This window comes from Paenibacillus ferrarius (assembly GCF_002027705.1).
In the GTDB taxonomy this organism is placed as follows: domain Bacteria; phylum Bacillota; class Bacilli; order Paenibacillales; family NBRC-103111; genus Paenibacillus_E; species Paenibacillus_E ferrarius.
Genome location: NZ_MBTG01000034.1, coordinates 159,768 through 180,857, shown reverse-complemented (window position 1 = coordinate 180,857; position 21,090 = coordinate 159,768). Strand labels below are relative to the sequence as shown.

Here is a 21,090-nt window from a genome sequence, read left to right as displayed (position 1 = left end):
CATTGAGCTGCAGAATTCTCATTTGAAATGAACCCATCATAGAGAGAACAACCATCTCTAAATTGCATAAACTACATCAGGTTATCTTATTTTTCAAGAAAAAGGTGGTCCTGATGTCGGATAGAATCCTTGTCATCGAAGATGAATTGAAAATTGCAAGGCTTTTGCAATTAGAGCTCACCCATGCCGGCTATTCAGTAGAATTAGCTTCCGACGGTTCTGAAGGACTGCAGAAAGCGCTGCATTGTGATTGGGATCTCATCCTAATTGATATCTTATTACCCCTATATAATGGGTTTGATGTGATAAAGTCCTTTCGTGCGACAGATAAAGAAACTCCCATTATTGTTTTATCCGCTTGCGGCAGCACGGAAGACATTGTGCATGGGATTGACCTGGGAGGTCAGGACTATATCACTAAGCCCTTTCAGATGGAAGAACTGCTGGCTCGCATTCGCGCTTGCATCCGTGATCGCAAACATTTTCAGGATATCTTCAAAGAACTTAAGAACAGTGGAACCACAACTTATGCCATCCAAGGAGCATATGTAAATGCAAGAACGCGGGAATTCATACAAAATGGTAAAAAAGTGGATCTTACGCCAAAAGAATTTGATCTTCTCGTTTATTTAATGGAGCATCCGAATGAGATGCTTAGCCGCGAGCAAATTATGAAAGATGTCTGGGGATACGATTTTTTCGGAAATTCGAATCTTGTCGATGTCTATATTAGATATGTACGGAATAAGATATCCCCTCCTTTTCCGGTTATTCGAACCATCCGAGGAATCGGGTATTGTTTGGAGGTTAAGGGAAATGAAACTTAAGACAAAAGCCGCTTTACTCTCCTTTGTCTGGTTAATTGGTATTTTATGTCCGTTAACGAGTATCATTTATCTGCTCTATGCCCAGTCCGAGCAAGAAGAAGCATTGGAATCCGTGCAACAAGTCTCAAGCGCGATCATGGAGAACATTCTGCCCTCCCAATTAGTTCAAGCAGGCAACAGCCAGCTCCTCAGAAGATACCTGACGAACCACACCATGATTCGAGTACTGGATCAATCTTCAACAATCAAGAACCAAGCACAGCGAGGTTATGAGTTTCCTGCCATTCAACCCAAGATTACCTTGACCCCGGAATCTCATACCGAAGAATTTAATCATGAAACTGTGATGATTGTACGTACTCCCATCCTGCAAGATCAAGATGTCATTGGAACATTGGAACTGATTACAGTTCCCGTTGAGCTGCAGCAAAGCTTGCTGCGCTTGTTTAGCATCATGTGCATTGTTGCGTTGATCGCCATCTTCTTCTCTATTTCTGCTAGCTTTCTATTATCCAAAATGTTATTTCTACCCATTTCTCGAATCATTCAAGCAATGAAAAATATTGAAACAAGTCTAGAAATAAAAAAACTCCCCTTAGATCGCAAATCGAAGGATGAGCTTTTTCAACTATCCGAAACGTTTAATCATCTAATGGCGCGTATAGAGGCAAGCATGCAGAAGCAAAGGCAGTTTATTTCCGATGCTTCGCATGAGTTCAAGACCTCCCTTACGATTATGGATGGGTATGCGTCCCTCATGAGCCGGTGGGGATATGAGAACATGGATCTTCATCAGGAGGCTTTGCATGCTGTCCAGGAGGAATGTGCGAGAATGAAACAAGTAACTTATCAATTACTCGAATTGGCTAAGCTTGAACATGAGGGTAGGCTTACAATCAGCAAATTTGACCTGGTGAAGCTCTGCCATGAAAGTATTCAGCTGTTCCAGCCCCTCACGTCCAAAGTGATTGAACTCAGCCACGATCAAAGCAGCATCATCCTGCAAACGGATCTCTTTAAATTAAAACAGCTTATCTTTATTATTTTGGATAATGCCCTGAAATATGGCCAACAGCATATTGGCCTTTATCTCTCCACAACACCGTCGTCCTACCGCATTACAATCGAAGACGATGGCCTCGGTATTCATCCAGAAGAATTACCTTTGGTATTCGAACGATTCTATCGTGTTGATCGCTCCAGAAGCCGACAAACCGGGGGATCAGGCTTAGGCTTATCGATTGCCCAGCGTTTAATCACGCAACTGAAAGGGACTATTGAAATTAGCAGTGTGCTTGAGGCAGGAACAAGCGTCACTCTCACCCTCCCGCTGAGTTGACACCGATCTTGGATATCAGCGGCTGCCTTGCTTCAATAAATATTTGGCGTATTTCAGCGGCGTTTCATAAGTTCGGTAAAATGTTGTTTTCATCTTTGCTTTTCTAAAGGAGTAGCGCTGGTCTCGTCCATTAACTTCAATCAATTTGATATGACCTCGATTCGTAATTCCGATATCCAGCCCAACATCAGCGAGATGCGGCAGCTTTTTGCTCAAATCTCTCAAAATACTTATAGATGCCTGATACAAGGCGGTTTTCATTGTCTTTTCGTCTAGCTCATTATGTTTAAAAAGCTCTTCCGTTCGTCTTACCTTTCCTCCCTTGGCCACATTCGTCACATGGCTTCTAAGCCCAGCCACCTTGCCAACCATGCCCGTTACCTGCCAATCGCCCGTTTCACCACGCTGTACAGAAATACGCAAATCGTAAGGTCTGCCTTTGTAAGTTGCTAATGAAATGGCTTCTTGAATCATATAGGTTCTCTTTCCTACAATCTTGGTAATCTTGTTAATGATTTCTTTAACGGATACCAGCTTGGGATTTCCCCTTTTCCAATAAAACAACCAATTCCCGCTTGTATGCTTAGCAATTTTGAGGATGCCATTTCCAATACTGTCGTTTGTAGGCTTTATGAACAAAGAGGAATACGTAGTCATTGCTGCTTGTAAATTCTTAGTCGAGTACTTCAGCGACACGGGCAGATAACTTCTCAAGCTGGCATTTTGATGCAGCAGTTTATAAATATAGTATTTGTCATATCGATTCCGCCGGTTAAAAACGATACTGGACTTCGATAATTGTTTGAGTTTTTGTTTAAGTACTGGCGACAAAGTAATCGCTCGGTTATGTGTAACTTTGGGAATCGGACGGCGTACCAGCTTATATTTATTTTGCGTATACAAATAACCACGAGCTGACTTTGGGCCAATCTGATGAAGTGACGTATAGAAGGGGGTCAGCTCAAGCTGCTTTGCCGCCCGATTATAGAGGGATAATCTTTCATTTCCGGTTTTCTTCTTTGGTATTCCTTTAAACGTTATTGGATCCAATAGAACACCCACGATTTGATTCATGAACCCACCACCATTTCTAGTTTCGCTAAGATATGGTATGTCAGTTTCACCTTAATCAACACGGTTGTGGCCCGAAACGCAGATGAGAAAGTTATCATAATTGGTTATTCAGCAGCCAATGCGTCTGCTTTCGTTTTATGAATCGTACCAAATGGATGCTCAGGCGGAGCATAGATACTATAAAGTTTAAGTGGGGTATTACCTGTGTTTATTATGTTGTGCCATTTACCAGCTGGTACCATGATTGCATAATCATCATTAACACTTTTTTCAAAATTTAAGTTGTCTTTAGTATCACCCATACGAACTACACCTTGCCCCTCTTCAATACGCAAGAATTGATCAGTAGTGGGATGAACTTCTAAACCAATGTCTTCCCCAACATTGATACTCATTACAGTTACTTGTAAGTTTTTTCCTGTCCATATGGCCGTGCGGAATGTATTGTTTTGCTTTGCAGCCCCATTAATGTCCACAACAAACGGTGTTCTTCCATAATCTTTTAACTGAATTTCGCCATTCATGTTTGATGATTGCCGATAACCAAATCGGTTTGCATGCGCTATTTCTTGTGGAATTACCCAGTACACAGGCTGTCTTACATAATTATATATGGGTGCGTTAACGTAGTATGGATATGGATATGGATACATGTTTACTCATTCCCTTCACAGAAGTATAAATTATGTTATTCGCTATGGCTTGGGAATGGCACATTTATTCTGTGATGTATTCATATCTTTTACTTGTTCACTTTGAAGTTCAATTCCGGATATTTAGCAACTAATGCTTTGAGCGCAGAGTCGTCTTTTCCTTTTAAATACTGGTCGAAAAAGGCAACACTGAATTCGTTCACGATACGGTGATCCCGCCGCGTATCTGAGCCGCCTAACAATGGAGAGAATAGCGCAAGATCAGAGTAGCTTGCATGCTTTGAACCAGGAATAAGTATGGATAAACCGCCGCCTGCCAATGCATTGCCTGATTTTAGCATATATTCTTTCCTGGGAGCTTCAAACTCCTCTCGGCTTCCCACCCCTCTCTGTTTCGGAATATCATCGTAAGAGGTCATTACCTTATTATAGGTCTCTTCTGAATACATCATAAAAAAAGGCTTTCCCAATCCTTTTTCGGAAACCGGCGAACCATAAAACCCACCGTCCATACTTAAGGCAGCCTTCACACGTGAATCGTTCTTCACCATTTGCACTGTAACGGCTCCCCCGAACGAATGTCCGAGCATCCCGATTCGTTCAAGATCGATTTTGTCGGTAAAGCGACCTTTAGAATCGTTCCTGTTGAGCTTCTCCACTTGATTGAGCACAAAGGTAGCATCGTCGACCCAAAGTGGTATATGCTCATCGTACTTGGACATAGAAGTCAGGGTGCCAACTTTGCTCATGGCTGCGCGTCCGTCAGCATACACGGTGGCAGCAGCTTCATAAGCATAATCGATGCTCAAAACGATATAGCCATGGCTTGCAAGTTCCTCCACCTGGTACATATTTTGATTGCGATAGCCGTTCATCCCATGAGAAAAAATCAATACGGGATAACGACTCTCCAAGTCCGAAAGCTTGGCTTCCAGTAAAGAATGTGTTTTGACCAGCCCCAGATGGCTGAACGTAAAAGCTGGAAGCTCCAACATGTTTGATGATATAGCTGCCGTCATTTCCGACGCGTTTTGGAGATAAGGACTCTGCTTTTCCGTGCCTCCTTTGGCGGCTGGATACCAAACTTGCACCATCAGCTCACGTCGGGCGTCTGGATGATCGGAATACTTTTCTTGCCGCTGTTCATCCACCCAGTGATAAACTGTCGATCCCACTTTATAAGGCCCAGTCGGTTTCACAAACGAGAATACCGGCATCATCGCCGGAAGTACAGACGAAACTAACAAAAATAAGGTCAGCAGCACCACTTGAACCGAGACCATAGCCCGGCTTCTGCCCCCCTCCTTCCGCTTGCCTAAGAAGAAATAAGCCGTCAAAACCAATGGAGTCAAGTAAGCCGGAACCATCTGCCAACGCCCGCCCTCCACCGCAATTTGTACCATAACCAAACCGAAGGAGATCATCAAAGGGAAGACAGATCCCTGGCCGCCTTTCCGATTCGCAATAATTGCCCAGTACAACAGACCGAAATTGATCGCGATCACAATTACTTCCAACATCCTCATCTCGATCTCCCCCCCCTATTAACTAGTTTCATCTTATCCTGAACTTCTGAAAATAAAGTTGGGGGAATATTGAATTTATTCTGAAGCATGCCAAACAACGCCAAACTTTTTCGTAGCAACTCAAACTTCGCAGAGAGGATAGATGTATAACCATATTTTCGGAATAACACAAGTGAACATACCCAAAAGCGGTAGCCTTGGACAAGTAAATAAAGTCCTAGACTACCACTGTGTTATTGAACTATTGTTCGCCGTTAGAGCTTAAATAGCGAAACGGACGATTCCACCACTTGATCTACAACCTTCTTCAATTGCTCTAGTTGGTCTGCTGCTGGAATTCCTTGTGCGGTAAGCTCCTGCTGTACTTGATCCAAATAGTTCATCCCCTGAGAGACAGACCCCCAGAATTGCACAGCCATCAGATTAGCGTCACCTTGCTGGATCGTGCCTTGCTGAATGCCTTTTTCAATAGCCAGCGTCATCTGGTGCATGAAGTTTTTGATCCAATCAAATGGTGAAAACTCCTCTGGTGTATACAAATGATGCACATCCAAGCTAATCCGAATGTAAAATCGTTGAGTAACCGGATCTGCCAGAATCCGCTCGCAAACGATCTGCGCATAGCGCTTGAACAACTCAAATACAGATCCCTCTTGCTCAAAGTAAGTCTTCGTAAAACGCTTGGACTCCTCCATCATGTATTCGTATAGCTCGCGAAATAACGCCTTCTTATTTTTGAAATAGTAGTACACTAGGCCGTGGGCAAGTCCGGCCTGATCCGCTACATCGCCCATCTCGGATGCCAAATAACCCTTATCGACATACACCCGAATAGCGGCTTGCAGAATTTCTTGCTTCCGCTGTTTTCGGATGACTTCGTTTTGTTCTTTCGTACGAGGAGACATGTTATGGATCACCTTTTATTTTGACTTTAACGTTAGTCAAATTATAGAGATAGGCAATCTGTGTTGTCAATCGAACATGAAGCTAGAAAAGGGGCTGTGCCCTAAGTAGATAAACCTACTTGAGGGACAGCTTTTTGCTTTTTTGATAATCTCTCGATGAGCCTCCTACTTTCTCTGACTCTAGCTCCAGTTGCGTTCTGTAAACCTGCAATTATGCATCTTTTTTGCTCTTGGAATAGCCGCAACGATTAAATTCCTGCGTTTGTGCAGGTTTTTGAGGCTTTTTCTGGATGATCAGCCGAAAAAGATAAAAATGCCTGCACAATTGCAGGCATTTCCACTTTTTAACCGAATTCGCTCGGAAATCCCTGTATTTTCGCAGGCTTTTACACTCGGGTGAACGGATCTGATCTGGAAGCACTTTCATACCACATGAAAGTAATCATCCCATCTTCTATCGACGTTTACCTACTTAATTTGGCTTATATCACAGCCTCGTTTCTTAACTCAAGCCTCCTGCCACAACCGCCTTGCATTGTCCATTGCGATTCTAGAGGCCGCCTTGCATTCTTCCATCCCTTCGAATTCAACCGTTACATACCCGTCGTATCCCGAATCCTTAATGAGCTTCATAATTCGGCGCGTGTCGATATCTCCTTGACCGAAGATTGCGCCTCTTAAGTAGTTGCCATTAGCGGTTGTGAACCAGGCGCCTTCTCCGGGATGCTCGTCGTACGGCCTGAAGTAGAAGTCTTTCACGTGGATAAGCGAAGCATAGGGCAAATTTTTGCGCACACCGATTAGCGGGTGTTCATCCACGCACATGAAATTGCCAATATCGAGTGTTGTCTTGAAATTAGAGCGATTGACTTCTGTCAGAACGCGCTGCACGCGATCGCTTGCTTGTACGCTGAAACCATGGTTTTCAATGGTCGTGGTGATGCCGTATTGGGCCGCGTAATCGGCAATGATGCGGCTTCCTCTCACCATCGAGGGCAAATTCGCTTCGAACCATTGAATTGTCATGCTCTCAGGCGGCAATGTGAAAGCAGTCACATCATGCCGCATATGTGTCATGCCAAGCTCGCGCACTAAATCCACATGCTGCTTGACGCGCTCCACTTCAGCTGCGAAAGCTTCTTCCGTCTCCTGGACGAAGTTGGCCGGCATCGAATAATTGGACAGCTCGATTCCGACTTCCTTTGCTTTCACGCGAACTGCGGCCGCTAGCTCCGGCTGGTCTACGAGCGTAAAGCCATAGGGAACGATTTCCATATGCTCGCCGCCATGATCCGCAATCCACTCAATCGCATCAAGGACTGTCATCTCTCCTGACTTTAATGCCCCGAGCAAGCTATATGTGCTAAGACCGACTTTCAACGTTTATCACCTCTGTCACTAATTCGAGCGCGATCACGGTATCCATATCGTCCGGCAGCTCAGCTCCGATCAAATGAATGAAGGCTCCGCTATCGGTATCCGAGTACTGCTCTGCCATCCAAGGCAAGGATACTTTAAGCTCCGATCCGTCTGCGAGGAGTCTCGCCTTCTTAATTTTCCCCTTAAGCCCTTGGAAATAAATCGGACCGATACCCCGATCAAATACATGGGCATACAGCATATTGCCGTTCTGCGTATACCGTCCCCATTCTGGCTTAGGCAGCTCAGATGCTCCACATCCATAGATGCTTTGGCCATTACGCTGCATCCAGTCCCCAACTGCCGTCAGGATTTGAAGGGACTGTGTTGGAATCTCTCCTCTAGCATCCGGGCCGACATTCAGAAGCATGTTGCCGTTCTTGCTGATGCATTCTACTAAGGCGCGCACGACCTGCTTCGGTGACTTATAGGCTTGGTCCTTCGCATGATACCCCCAGTTGTCATTGAGCGTGATGCAGGCTTCCCATGGAACATTCAGCCCATTCTCATCAACAATGCCGCCAGGGGGCACGATTTGCTCCGGAGAATAGAAGTCGCCGGCGTACACCTCAGGCTCAGCCGCTTTAATATGACCGCCAAGCCGGTTATCAATAATTATGTCAGGCTGCAGAGAGCGAATCAGATTAACAAGCTCGGTTGCCCGCCACTTTTCTCCCGTCATATCATCATAAGAGAAGTCGAACCACATCACATCGATTTGCCCGTAATTCGTAAGAAGCTCCTTCACTTGTGCATGCATATAGTCCACATAGCGTTCGAACTGAATGCTGCGATCTTTATAGGCTTCATTGTCTCTCATTGGATGAATACGGTCCCCGTATGCGGGATAATCGTCGTGGTACCAATCAATCAAGGAATAATAAAAGCCGACCTTCAAGCCTTCCTCACGAAAAGCTTCGACATATTCCTTGATCAAATCCCGCTGTGCGGGTGTATTCGTTGCTTTGTAATCCGTAAACTCGCTGTCAAACAGACAGAAGCCGTCATGATGCTTCGTCGTCAAGACAGCGTATTGTTGTCCCGCCGCCTTCGCCGCTTTGGCCCAAGCCCGCGGGTCATAACGGTCCGGGTTAAACTCACTAAAGTAAGACTCGTAGTCGCTATTGCTCAATTTCTCAAAGCTGCGAACCCATTCCCCCCTCGCGGGGATTGCATACAATCCCCAGTGAATAAACATGCCGAATCGTGCTTCCCGGAACCACTCAGTTCGCTCCCAACGTTTGTTCATGTTTTTCCTCCTTTTTGAGCTGCGCAGCTGCTTCTATTTCTTATACACTTTGTTGTAAGCATCTTGATAAATTTGGATAAATTGATCCATGCCGGAATCTTTAAGGCCTTTCACGTAAGCATCCCAATCTTTATCGATGCTTTTGGCCCCCATGATGAACTGCAGCATGGACTGTTTGACATAATCCGTAATAATCGGTTTCAACTGCTTCACTTGATTGGCCTGATCATTCGTCAAGAAAATATCCGTCGGGAACTCTTCTTTTGGTTGATGTCCTTCATACAATTCCTTGGTAGCTTTGTACAAGCGAGTTTCCAAGCCATCCATCGTATAGAGATCCTGACTGGCAGCGTACGCAGTTTCGCGATATTCAGCCGAACGAAGGTTAGGTCCCATTTGATTCCAATGGTCATTCTGAACTTGACCTACCCCGTAAGAGGTTTCTTTCACTTTGAACTTGGCTGCTGTTCCACGCGTATTTTTGTCGTTCGCTTCCGCCTTGACCCAATTGCGGCCTTCCTCTCCAAAGTTGGACAATGTCGTGCCTTCATCCGAGTACAGATAATCGGCGAGACGAATGGCCGCTTCCGGATTTTTATTTTTGTTCGTCACAGCAAACACGGAGTTGCCGATACCGATGTAGTGCGGCGTGAACGAAGCTCCGTCTGGTCCTGTAAGTGGTGCGATCGGATCATAGTCTTTGTGCCGTGTTGCCGTAGGCGAGGCATCGGTGAATTCACCGAACCAGCCTGCCGGAATAGCGCCGGCAATCGCCGTATCAGGGCTATTCCCTTTCTGCGAAAGCGCATCCGATTTTTGCGTAAATGCTTCCTTGTCAATCAAGCCTTCCGCGTACAGTTTGTTCAAGAATTGCAGACCTTTTTTGAACCCTGGCTGATCAACAGACGTTGCCAGCTTGCCGCCGCTCATCATGAAATAGTTGTTATCCGCATTGTAATAAACGAACGCGTTCATAATGAACGTTTCAACATCCGTATGCCAACCGGTCGGCGATCCTGTTAACGCAATTTCATCAGCTTTGCCATTCCCATTCGGGTCCTTTTCTTTAAAAGCTTTCAGCATATTGTAGAAATCATCGGTCGTCTTCGGCGCGGTAAGGCCAAGCTTCTGCAACCATTTCGTATTTACCCACATCTTAGCGGAAAATTGGCAATGGTAGCACTCATTCACGGAAGGGATCGCGTAGATATTGCCATCCGGTGCCGTGATCGCTTTCTCCAAATACGAAATGTCTTTAAACGCCTTCTTAATGTTTGGCGCATATTGGTCAATCAACTTATTTAAAGGAATCAGAACGCCTTGTTGCCCATAGAGCAGCTGCTCTTCTTTCGTTAGATCCCCTGACATGAAAATATCGGGATAATCGCCACTGGCTAGCAGCAGCTGTTTCTTTTCCTTCAAAGCGGCTGCTTCTCCCGGTACAAGCTGCCAGTTCAAATGAATATTCGTCTTGCCTTCCAAATATTTGGTAAACCAATTCGTATTCAAGTCAGCAATATTAGCGGATTGCGGCGCGAAAGCGCTCATATTTATTTTATTTTTGGCGATTGGAAAGCCTGTTGCATTCACATTGCTTCCTCCGTCTGCGCTTCCACCCCCATTAGGGCCAGCACTGCCTTTGGGCTCATCGCTAGTGGATGTGCAGCCGATTATGAGCAAAGTAATGGATACAATCAGGACCACCAATAACCCTGTTCTTCTGGTTCCTTTACTTACCATATGCAAAACCCTCCTTGTTTTTCATCGCTAATCAACTGTGGGTGAAAATCTGATCTGTTCGCTGCCCCGCATCCCTCCTCTCATTAGGGCGCTTCATTCAACCTTTCAGAGAACCAATCAATAGCCCCTTCACGAAATGCTTCTGTACAAAAGGATATAGAATGAGAACGGGGGCGCTTGCGACGACAATCAGCGAGTATTTCAACAATTCCTTCAAGCCTTGTCTTTCGGCTAGCTCCCTGACATCCTTAATCATCGTAGGATCGATCGAGTTCAGGATCAGAATGTTCCGTAATATAAGCTGAAGCGGATACAAATTAGCCGTTTTCAAGAAAATCAACGCTTCAAAGTAGGAATTCCAGTAGCCGATTGCATACATAAGTACGAGTACAGCAATGATGGGTTTGGAAAGCGGGATCACAATACGAAGCAAAAACTTGAAGTCGCTGCATCCGTCCAAATGTGCGGCCTCCGTTAATTCCGATGGAATCGACGTCTGGAAAAACGTCCTGGCGAGAATCACCTGCCAGACCGAAATCGCACCTGGAATAATCATGGCCCATCTCGTGTCGAGCAGTCCCATCCCTTTAACGGTCAAATAATAAGGAATTAATCCCCCATTGAACAACATTGTGAAAATGAATAATGCGGTGATGACGTTGCGTCCATAAAAGTTTCTGCGCGATAGCGGGTACGCTGCCGTAATCGTCAAGGAAACGCTAAGCAGCGTCCCGAAGAATAGATAGAACAAGGAGTTGCCGTACCCCGTCAAAATTTGCGGATTTTGAAACACCGCTTTGTAGCCACGAAGGGTAGGTTCAACTGGGAACAGCCACACTTTGCCTGAGATAACGGCTGATGACGAGCTGAAAGATGAACTAATAATGTAAACAAGCGGATAGGCCACAATGACTAAGCAAATGCTCAAAAACAAGTAGACAAAAAACAAATACACTCTGTCGACACTATTTTCAAGAATGCGGGTAGAAGTCTTCTGCGCCTCTAGCTTCAATGTCTGCTCTGGATGGACCATAATAGTTACCTCCTACCACAAACTCGTCTCGGAATTTTTCCTTGCCACATGGTTGACCACAATGAGCAGCAGCAAATTAACGATTGAATTAAAAAGTCCAACCGCAGCGGAGAAGCTGAAGTTCGCTCCAACCAAGCCCATTTTATAAACATAGGTAGAAATGACCTCGGACGCGCCAACATTAATCGCATTTTGCATCAGATATACCTTCTCGAATCCAACATTCATGATTTGTCCTGAATTCAGAATGAGCAAGATGACGGCCGTTGGCATTAGGCTTGGCAAATCGATATGAATCACCCGCTGGAACCGGGATGCCCCGTCCACCTTGGCCGCCTCATACAAATGGGGATCCACGCCTGCCAGAGCGGCAATGTAGATGACCGAGGCATATCCTGTGAACTGCCAAACGTCGGATAGGACATAAACGGTTTTGAAATACTCGGGCTTGGACATAATATTTTCCGCTGGAAATCCGAATTTATCCGCTAAGAGATGAACGAAGCCAAGCTGCGGAGAAAGGAACAGCATAATGATCGAAACCATGATGACCGTGGAAATGAAATAAGGCGCGAAGGTGACCAGTTGTACAGTCCGCTTAAAAACCCCATTTTTCAATTCGTTTAAGGCTAAGGCCAGAATAATCGGCGCCGGAAATCCGACAAGCAGCGAGTAAAGGCTGAGCAGTGACGTGTTTTTGATAACCCTCCAAAAAATGGGCAGATGGAAAAAGTCGATAAAATGCTTAAAACCGATCCAATCACTCCCCCAAATCCCTTTGGTGACCATATAGTTCTTGAAAGCGATTTGCACTCCAACCATCGGTACGTATTTAAAAATAAGTAAGTAAACGAGTGACGGCAAAATAATCAGATAAAGCTGCCAGTTTTTCTTTGCCAATCTTAATGCTATACTCATGATATTCCCCCTCACTGCATTTACAATTTGCTATTATTAAGCGCTTACAGAATCTATGATAAAGGAGCTGCAAATAAATTTATAGTGCTCATTCTTAAGCAGCAGTGTCCGTTTATAAGGTGGTGTGCGGTGTGAAAAAGAAGCCTGCTTTTAACTATCAAAATTTGTCAATTGTGAAAAAGATGGCCATAGGCTACATTGTTATTATCTTCATCCCGATTATTTTATTCGGCCTCTTTCTCTACAACCAGAACTACAACAGCTTTCTCGAAGAATATGCGCAAGGCCGGCAAAAAATTGTTAATCAAGTGCTTAACAACGTTAGTGTCAGTACGGTGCAGATTGAATCCGCTTATCAATTATTTCAAAATAATTCGAATACAATTGCTTATTTAAGTGGGAACTATCGAAGCGATTTTGAGCAAGTATCCAATTTCTTGACCTACATCAGACCTTTGTTTTCCTATATTTTGTCATCCAATCGAATGATCGATAGCATGACCATTTACATGGAGCAGCAGAACGGTATGATTTTCCGGCCAGAAATGGCCAAGATGGACGAGTTCAAACTGGACGAGAGCATGAAAAAGCTCCCGCTTGGCGTTGGCAAATGGATTACTTATAATAATGGATCAGAGCCAGATATCAACCTCCATTATTTCCACAAAATTGGAAACCGCAACTTTGAACAAGACATCGGACTTCTCGATATCAAGGTGACTCCGAATTTAATAAAACCCTTGTTGGAATCGCTGAATACGAACAGCAAAAGCAATCTATATGTCCTTGATCAGGATCGTCAAGTCATAAGTCATATTGAAAAGATCTCCTTATCCAAGGATTCAGAGAAAGCCTTGCTTGCCGATGCTTTCCAAGCCAACACTAAATACGCCTATCAAAATGTGAACGGGAATAAGCTGCTGATTGAATCGTTTTATGCCGACACGCTTAAGCTGCATTTTGTCATGATGGAGCAAGTGGACGACGTCTTTATTGGGATCAAGAAAAACAAATATGTGCTTGTTTTGACGGTCGCTACCCTTCTATTGCTTCTTTCCGGTATATACTACTTGATCGCCAGTTCTATTACGAAGCGCATTTTGAAGCTTTCCAAACATATGCGGCAGGTTGATGAGAACTATTTCCCTCTCTATCGTGGGGAAATTAATAAAGACGAAGTCGGACATCTGACTTCCTCTTACAATGCAATGATCAGGCGTATGGATGAGTTGGTCAATACCGTACATCGTTCGGAAATGCTGCGAAAGGAATCGGCTTATCTCATGATGCAAGCACAAATCAAGCCTCATTTTCTGTACAATACGCTCGAATCGATTCGTATGATCGCGGAGGCCAACGATGACCCTGAAGCAGCCGAGATGTCCTATACGCTAGGCAAGCTGTTCCGCTATAGTCTGTCAGGGACGAAAAGCGAGACTTCCCTGCGGGAAGAAGTAGACAATGTCAAAGACTATATCAAAATCCAGCAAATTAGGCTGGCTGACCGGCTGCAAGTATCTTTTGACATTGACGCAGCTATCGATAACTTTATATGTCCCCACTATATGCTGCAGCCAATCATTGAAAATAGCATTGTCCACGGGATCGCAAATGTAAGAAAACAAGGCTCGCTTTCGATTCGCATTTGGGAAGATTATACGTTCATGTTCATTGCCGTTGTTGATTCTGGTGCAGGTATGGAGGAAGAGCGCCTCGCACTTATCCAAGCCGTCTTAAATGGAAGCATGGATGCCAAACTTTTGCAGAAGGGTGAAGGAGGCCTCGGTATTATGAATGTAAACGAACGCGTGAAAATGTTTTATGGCGAGCGATCAGGCATTCAAATGGAAAGCAAGCTTAACGCGGGGACGACATGTTTACTCAAGCTAGCTAAGGGGGCAACGCAATGAGGCTGTTGGTTGTCGATGATGAACCTATCATTTTGAACGGAATTATCCGTATGATCCAAAAAGCGCATACACCGTTTATCGAGATCGTCGGCGCCGCTGACGGCATTGATGCGCTGCAGAAGCTTGCCCACTTTCAGCCCGATTTGATCCTCACGGATATTCACATGCCGGAAATGGACGGACTTGCTCTAATTAAGGAAATACAAGAGCTGAACCTTTGCAACCGATTCGTTATCTTGACCGGTTATGGCGATTTTGCGTATGCCAGACAAGCACTGCGATATCAAGTTCTCGATTATTTGTTGAAGCCGATTAACAAGGATGAACTAATCAGCGTACTGGGGCGAATCGGGAGTACGATTGAGGAAGAGCAGGAACGAACCGTCGCGCGCGACCTGCTGCTGCTCAAAGAGCATATTCTATACAACACACCTTTGGAGGAACTGCCGCTCAGGGCCGAGCAATTGCAGCTTCTTCTTCCCCATCCGTGTACAACCATCATCGTATTTCAGGCTTGCGAAAGTGAACCGCCTCTTGCGGCCGAACGTCTCGAGGGTATCCTTCATGCTTTAGGGCCTGTTAGCCAAAAGCTCTACATTACGCAGTCGCACTTTTTACGGCAAACCGTCCTCATTGCGAATGATACGCATATTTTGACGGATGATGAGCTGCACCGTGCCTATGGCGAGTTTATCCATACGAAGGACAGCGGCTATTGCATGGGGGCCAGCGGGAGCAAGAATGATAAGGGAAACATGCGCAATCTGTATATAGAAGCGATGGCATCCCTGTTATTCAACCGGTATTTTGGCAGCTGCGGCTTAACCGTCTTCAAGGAGAACATCTATAGCTGCTATGACAATCTTGTGCATTATATTGAACATTCGCTGCAGCATCAAATCTCGATAGAGCAGATCGAGAAGGACATGCAGCCGATCCTTCTATATTTCTCCGGCGATTCCGATTGCCAAAGCAAGCTGCGCGAGCAGTTTCTAGTCTGCGTCGGACTCTATTTGCAGAACGTCGGCCTTGCGCCTGAAGCGATCTGGGGCGAGCAAGCGGCAGCCAATCTATTTTCATCCAGCGGTGCAGTCCTTGAGGATGCCCGTGTAGCGGAGATCCTTTCACAGCTCATTCGCTATTTGCGCCGAACCAACGATTATCAGCCTAATATACAGGCCATTGATAAAATCGTCGCTTTCGTGGAACAAAACTACAAGCTGGATTTATCGCTCGATGCTGTTGCCGATCACGTGCAAATGCATCCAAATTACATCAGCATGTTGTTTCGCAAAGAGATGGGACTGACCTTTCTTCATTATTTGCATACGTTTCGACTTGCCAAAGCGAAGCAAATCATGCAAGAGAACCCGGAATGGCCGATTAACACGATTGCCGAGCTTGTTGGCTACGAAAATCCGCGGCACTTTTTCAAAGTGTTTAAAAAATTCGAAAACATCACACCTGGGCAATTCAGGCTTGGAAATGCCTCTTGTTGAAGAGCGTTCCACCCGCATGCCCCTCTAAATGAAGATAGGGCTGTCCCAAAGGTCATAAGACCTGATGGACAGCCCTTCCCTGTTCGGCAAATAAGAGCCTCTATGAGCTTCTATTTGTCCAAAAAATGGTTGTTGTTCGCGAATAGAAGTCTTTGCAGACTCCTATCAGTGGTCAAGACCACCACTCCCAAGCTTGAAAACAGAAAAATGGGGCGTCCTGCCAAAATGTGGAGGCTTACGCCTGAGGCCAATCGACTGTTTCCTGATGGACATGGCGATCTTGTCGTCAGTTTAATTGAATCCATGAAGGAAGCCTTCGATGAAGAAGGATTGGAGAAACTGCTGGAAATTCGCAATCAGAAACAGGTAGCACAATATAAGAATAAACTAGCATCCTGCGTTCTTTTGCATGACAATTTAATAGCTCTGGCAGAATGCCGCACAACGGAGGGATACATGGCGGAAGTTGCCGAACATGCGGATGGATCTTTTTCTTTCGTGGAGAAACACTGTCCGATCTGCGAAGCAGCCAAAGCATGCTCAGGTTTTTGCAGCAAGGAGTTGGAAATGCTCCAGCAGGTCTTGGGTAACGATGTTGAAATTGAGCGGATTTCACATATGTTATCAGGCAGCAACCGCTGTGTGTATGCGATTAAAGCTGTTCATTGAACTCGGGAAGCGTCGAAATTCCCAGCGCCTCCATACAAAAAGATACCCATAGATTAAACACCTTTGTCGTGTCTAGTCTATGGGTATCTGTTATTCAACTATCAAGGTCATAAATTTGCTGTGAAATGCGTTTTGTTGTCCTTGCCAACAAATGTCCTTTTCAGAAAGACATTCAATCTTTCCGAAAACAGGAGCATGGCTGCTGCGCACAAAACGAGATACAAAGGAAGGATACTGATCGTTGCATAGGAAGCAAGCAATCCGAGAAGTGGAGGCATAAATGTACTGCCCGTATACGCCACAGCCATTTGATAGCCCATAATGGTCTGGGAGTGCTTTTTCCCAAAACGTACAGGCGTTTCATGCAGCATACACGGATAAATCGGTGCCAAGCCTAGACCTATGATCAGGAAACCTGCAAGCGAGAAACCAGGCTGCAAAGGCAGAATCAGCAGCGCTGCCCCAATGAGTGCCGTGATTTGACCTGAGCGTATGAGCAGACGGTTGCTTATTTTGAAGGTGATAAAACCTGTTATCAATCTGCCAACTGTTATCCCTGCGTAATAGAGTGAAATCCATTGTGCGGCGGTGGCGGCGGGCAAATCCTTGATATTGACAAGGAAGCTGCTTCCCCACAAGCCAATCGTTGCTTCAACTCCGCAATAAAACAAAAAGGATACAAGAGCCAGCTTAACCCCCTTAATCTGCCATGGTTTCACAGGTTTGCTAATTTCATTATTTATTAAGCTATCTTCAACTTCCGGCACATCACTTAAATGTACCTTGCTGTTTTTTGCAACCCGATTCCACAAAGGCAATGTGAAGAAGAGAATGACAACTAAGCCAAATTGAATACCGGCAACTGTCAAATAACCGTGTCTCCAAGTGTTTTCCCCTGAAATAAACTGCGCCATAATGATCGGGCCCATCGTAGCCCCGACTCCCCAGAAACAATGCAGCCAACTCATATGATGTGCTTTGTAATGCTCAGCTACGTAATTGTTTAGCCCTGCATCTACGGATCCTGCGCCTAATCCAAGAGGGATGGCACATATCATTAGCCAAATAAGCGAAGGGGCAGCTGCAAAACCAAACAGTGCACCAGCTGTCAGCAGACAACTGACAAGAGTTACCTTGCCTGTGCCAAATCGTTTGAGTACGGCTCCGCTTGCCAAACTAGACACAATCGTACCTGCTGCGATGACCATGAAAAGCAAACCAGCGGTCTCCAGCGGCGCTGCGAAATCCAATTGCATCACAGGCCAAGCCGTCCCCAGCAATGAATCCGGCAATCCCAAGCTAATGAAGGCCAAATAGATAATTAATAAAAAGAATGTAGCCATAATTTGCTCCTGCTCATCAATAAGTTTTAATTGCTTTTTCCAAGTCCGATACTTATTAAATAACTTTAATAAGTATCGTCATAATAGCAGAAATTGAATGATTGCGCAATGAAAAAACAAATTCAGCCAACTTCCGATTCCTAGTTATCGGCAGTTGGCTTCCATTTTACCCGCTTGCGCCATCCATTAACTTTCCATAGTCTATTAAAGGGATAGTAACTTTAATCTCCGTTCCTACTTCGTTGCTCTTTAATATTTCAATATAGCCGCCGTGAGAATTCAAAATGCGCTGAGAAATGGACAATCCGAGTCCCATCCCCGCTTCTTTGGTCGTATGAAATGGCGCGAATATGCGATCCCATTCATTTCTTGGAATTCCTGATCCGGTGTCAGTAAATATAATATTGATAGCATTGTCACTCGTATACGTGTTAATTTTGATGATTTTAAGTTCCTTTTCATCCATTGCTTCTATGCTGTTATTAATTAAATTAATAAATACTTGTCTCATTTTATCTTTATCTATGTTCGCAACCCTATTTTTCTGTTCATTCAGTTCGATGAATACATCCTTTTCTTTTATTTTTATGGACGTTAATACAATCGATTCTTTAATAATTTCCATAACATCGGTTTCTTCTGTATTAATTTTACCGCTTTTTATAAATTGATTATAGTTGATGATAATGCTGTGCATGTGGGCACCAGCTATTTTAATTTGCCCAACCATCCCTTTGGCACTTACATCCAACTGTTCGTTGCGTGACAGAAGTTCTGAATACCCTTTCATAATCGTTAAAGGATTACTGATCTCATGAATTAAGCCAGAGGTGGTTATCTCAATTTGCTCTTCTTTTTCTTTTCTTTTTAAGATTTGGGTTGTTTCCCTAATCATCTTCGTACTCATATGAACAAAAATAAAGAAAATAAAGATGGAAAAAATCATCACAGCAATCTGACTTGAATAAATAAAAGTTCCTGCCTGCAAATTTAAGACGCCAATCAAATAGGTCAGAAGAAACGTCAGACTAAATAAAGTCAGAAAATTTTTCACATACTTATCGGTTACTTTTCTGCTCGAAATGAGTGTTAATAGAATACTAACGATCAATAGTTTAATGTGGTTTACAAATAAGTAACTCCACTCACCGTAAACGGGGTAGAGAACGCTAATCGCGCTTCCAAACCCTTCAATTTTCTTCAAACTTAATACACCATGATCGGTCCAATTGATCACATAAATGAATAACGACCAAGCACTATACACGCCTAGGGTGTACTTATTGATAACCCAGTTCATCCATTTCGCTTCTTCTTTTGTCAAATACTTCAATGTAACATAACCAACGTATAGAAAAGCTGGAGGAAGCATAATCGAACCTATCCGAAAAAGCTTAAATAAAAAAAACAGGCTCTCTTCCTTCAGCAAGTCAATGCCATATAAAACACTTACATCCAACTGCCATAAGCTCATAAAAATCATAAAGACTAACATGGCGTTAGTTAATTTTGTTTTAAACAACATTTTACAGGACATTCCTAAGAACAGCGGTATGAAAGACATTGCTGCCATAAGGATAAAATTCATAACTTAACCTACTTTCGATACCACAATTGTATTATTATTCCCACCATATCCATGAGAAGTGATTGCGATATTCTGAATGTCACAATTCATTGCTTCTTTGACAATATTCACATGCTCATAACCTTTGAAATCACTCAGTGTTGTTGGTGGAATAAAGTGCTCCCGCAAACTGATTAACGAGGAGATGAGTTGGGCAACGCCAGAAACAGCGAAGGGATGACCGATCATTCCTTTAATGGACGTGATAGGTGTATGGGCACCTAACTTTTTCATATGATTTTTGGCTTCATTTTCGTCTTGCAAATCAAGTCCGAGCGCTAGACTATTCGTATATGTAATTTTTTTGCTTCCAACAGCTTGATCAAATGTTTGATATAATCGTTCGCCATTTTCGTCCATTTGATGAATGCTCACACCATCGTTATTCGCAGCGGCACCTGTTAAATATCCATAAATGTGCTTGTTCTCCTGATTGGCTTGCTGCTCTGTCTCCATAACAATAACTGCTGCACCTTCAGAAATGACGAATGAATTGCTGTTTTTGGAAAAGGGATTCCCTGTTTCTCCAATATTGACATTGAATTTGATCGCTTTCTGTTTGGCAAAACTCGCTATAGCGGAATCACAAAAAGGTGTCTCCGCCGCACCAACAATGCAGATGTCAACCGTGCCATTCTCTAATAGTGTCTTTCCTAAGAATATGGCATCCGAGCCTGACGAACAACCGTTAGTTAATGTAAATACAAGATTGCCATCTCCCAAGCCAAAATAATTGGCTATACCAGAAGAAAGACTATGAATATTCGTCATCCCTGCATTGAAAGCACTGATTTTATTATATTGATTGCTTCTATACATATAAGAACATTGTTCTATTTCAGGAAGACTTGAAGTCGAAGTACCTATAATAACGGCTAGTCTCGCCTTCGGACTCGCAATTTTTGCTTGTTCCAGCGCTTCCTTTGCCGCAGCGATACCGAGTAGAGCGGCTCTAGGGTATCCATGCAGTTTTCTTTCACGGGCTTCTTCCAGCTCATCTTCAATCATTCCGCAGACCAGACTTTCTTTCTTGGGGCCTATTCCAGTGACAATCGATTGTGTACAAATCCCATTTCGCAACACCTTTTCAAATTGCACAACGTTTTGAATTTTAGGTAGTCTGAGTCCAAAACCTGTAATGACTGTTTTGTTTTTCACGGTTTGTAGCCCCTTCACTGACAATATCTATACATCATCGTCCATTGAAAAAAAATAGGCCTACAACGGTTAAAGTTGTAAGCCCAGTTTGTATGACAGAGCTGAACAATTAAAGTATTAATCCTTCTGGCTCAATTCAATTTGTACTCAACAATGCAGACACAGCAACTCCTGATCATCAATATGAGTAATCAAATACGC

17 protein-coding genes are annotated in these 21,090 nt (G+C 44.0%); 5 read left to right on the top strand and 12 right to left on the bottom strand.

Going from position 1 to position 21,090, the window contains the following annotated elements; all coding sequences use genetic code 11:
- The first annotated feature begins 113 nt into the window (after positions 1–113).
- Both BC351_RS29195 and BC351_RS29190 read left to right on the top strand, forming a co-directional pair.
- A complete protein-coding gene (locus BC351_RS29195; RefSeq protein WP_079417645.1) occupies positions 114–827 on the top strand; it encodes a response regulator transcription factor in 714 nt (237 codons plus the stop codon).
- Positions 817–2,166, top strand: a complete 1,350-nt coding sequence (locus BC351_RS29190; RefSeq protein ID WP_158082268.1) for a sensor histidine kinase — start codon at positions 817–819, stop codon at positions 2,164–2,166. Before BC351_RS29195 ends, BC351_RS29190 begins: the two co-directional genes overlap by 11 nt.
- Positions 2,167–2,181: 15 nt before the next feature.
- Here the strand turns inward: BC351_RS29190 and BC351_RS29185 are convergent, their stop codons facing one another.
- From BC351_RS29185 to BC351_RS29145, 9 genes are all read right to left on the bottom strand, one after another.
- The gene (locus BC351_RS29185; protein WP_079417641.1) at positions 2,182–3,240 is read right to left on the bottom strand and encodes a YheC/YheD family protein; all 1,059 of its coding nucleotides are present in this window, start codon (positions 3,238–3,240) and stop codon (positions 2,182–2,184) included.
- Between the two features lie 104 nt (positions 3,241–3,344).
- Positions 3,345–3,893, bottom strand: a complete 549-nt coding sequence (locus BC351_RS29180) for a cupin domain-containing protein (protein WP_079417639.1) — start codon at positions 3,891–3,893, stop codon at positions 3,345–3,347.
- Positions 3,894–3,982: 89 nt separating this feature from the next.
- On the bottom strand, positions 3,983–5,419 hold the full coding sequence (locus BC351_RS29175) for an alpha/beta hydrolase family protein (RefSeq protein ID WP_079417637.1): 1,437 nt from the start codon (positions 5,417–5,419) through the stop codon (positions 3,983–3,985).
- Positions 5,420–5,673: 254 nt separating this feature from the next.
- Positions 5,674–6,324, bottom strand: a complete 651-nt coding sequence (locus BC351_RS29170) for a TetR/AcrR family transcriptional regulator (RefSeq protein WP_144028563.1) — start codon at positions 6,322–6,324, stop codon at positions 5,674–5,676.
- Between the two features lie 507 nt (positions 6,325–6,831).
- Positions 6,832–7,704, bottom strand: coding sequence for a sugar phosphate isomerase/epimerase family protein (locus BC351_RS29165; RefSeq protein WP_079417635.1), 873 nt, complete (start codon positions 7,702–7,704; stop codon positions 6,832–6,834).
- A complete protein-coding gene (locus BC351_RS29160; RefSeq protein ID WP_079417633.1) occupies positions 7,688–8,992 on the bottom strand; it encodes an alpha-L-fucosidase in 1,305 nt (434 codons plus the stop codon). The genes BC351_RS29165 and BC351_RS29160 overlap by 17 nt, the downstream gene beginning before the upstream one ends.
- Before the next feature lie 33 nt (positions 8,993–9,025).
- Positions 9,026–10,732 carry an ABC transporter substrate-binding protein gene (locus tag BC351_RS29155; protein WP_079417631.1) on the bottom strand — a complete coding sequence of 569 codons (1,707 nt, stop codon included), beginning with the start codon at positions 10,730–10,732 and terminating at the stop codon, positions 9,026–9,028.
- 97 nt (positions 10,733–10,829) lie between these two features.
- Positions 10,830–11,765 carry a carbohydrate ABC transporter permease gene (locus BC351_RS29150; RefSeq protein WP_079417629.1) on the bottom strand — a complete coding sequence of 312 codons (936 nt, stop codon included), beginning with the start codon at positions 11,763–11,765 and terminating at the stop codon, positions 10,830–10,832.
- A 12-nt stretch (positions 11,766–11,777) separates the two neighbouring features.
- A complete protein-coding gene (locus BC351_RS29145; protein WP_079417627.1) occupies positions 11,778–12,683 on the bottom strand; it encodes an ABC transporter permease in 906 nt (301 codons plus the stop codon).
- Between the two features lie 131 nt (positions 12,684–12,814).
- Between BC351_RS29145 and BC351_RS29140 the strand changes: the two genes are divergently transcribed.
- The 3 genes from BC351_RS29140 (at position 12,815) to BC351_RS29130 (ending at position 16,761) form a co-directional block, all read left to right on the top strand.
- Positions 12,815–14,593, top strand: a complete 1,779-nt coding sequence (locus BC351_RS29140) for a sensor histidine kinase (protein WP_079417625.1) — start codon at positions 12,815–12,817, stop codon at positions 14,591–14,593.
- Entirely contained in the window at positions 14,590–16,092 is a 1,503-nt protein-coding gene (locus BC351_RS29135; RefSeq protein ID WP_079417623.1) for a response regulator, read from the top strand. The genes BC351_RS29140 and BC351_RS29135 overlap by 4 nt, the downstream gene beginning before the upstream one ends.
- Before the next feature lie 225 nt (positions 16,093–16,317).
- Positions 16,318–16,761: a helix-turn-helix transcriptional regulator gene (locus BC351_RS29130; RefSeq protein ID WP_079417621.1), complete on the top strand. Its 444-nt coding sequence runs from the start codon at positions 16,318–16,320 to the stop codon at positions 16,759–16,761.
- 107 nt (positions 16,762–16,868) lie between these two features.
- On the opposite strand, the gene BC351_RS29125 is transcribed toward BC351_RS29130, so the two are convergent.
- The 3 genes from BC351_RS29125 to BC351_RS29115 form a co-directional block, all read right to left on the bottom strand.
- Positions 16,869–18,104: an MFS transporter gene (locus BC351_RS29125; RefSeq protein WP_079417619.1), complete on the bottom strand. Its 1,236-nt coding sequence runs from the start codon at positions 18,102–18,104 to the stop codon at positions 16,869–16,871.
- A 166-nt stretch (positions 18,105–18,270) separates the two neighbouring features.
- Complete coding sequence (locus BC351_RS29120; RefSeq protein WP_079417617.1) at positions 18,271–19,692, bottom strand: sensor histidine kinase; 1,422 nt, start codon at positions 19,690–19,692, stop codon at positions 18,271–18,273.
- 3 nt (positions 19,693–19,695) lie between these two features.
- On the bottom strand, positions 19,696–20,889 hold the full coding sequence (locus tag BC351_RS29115; RefSeq protein ID WP_144028562.1) for a beta-ketoacyl synthase N-terminal-like domain-containing protein: 1,194 nt from the start codon (positions 20,887–20,889) through the stop codon (positions 19,696–19,698).
- Positions 20,890–21,090 lie beyond the last annotated feature (201 nt).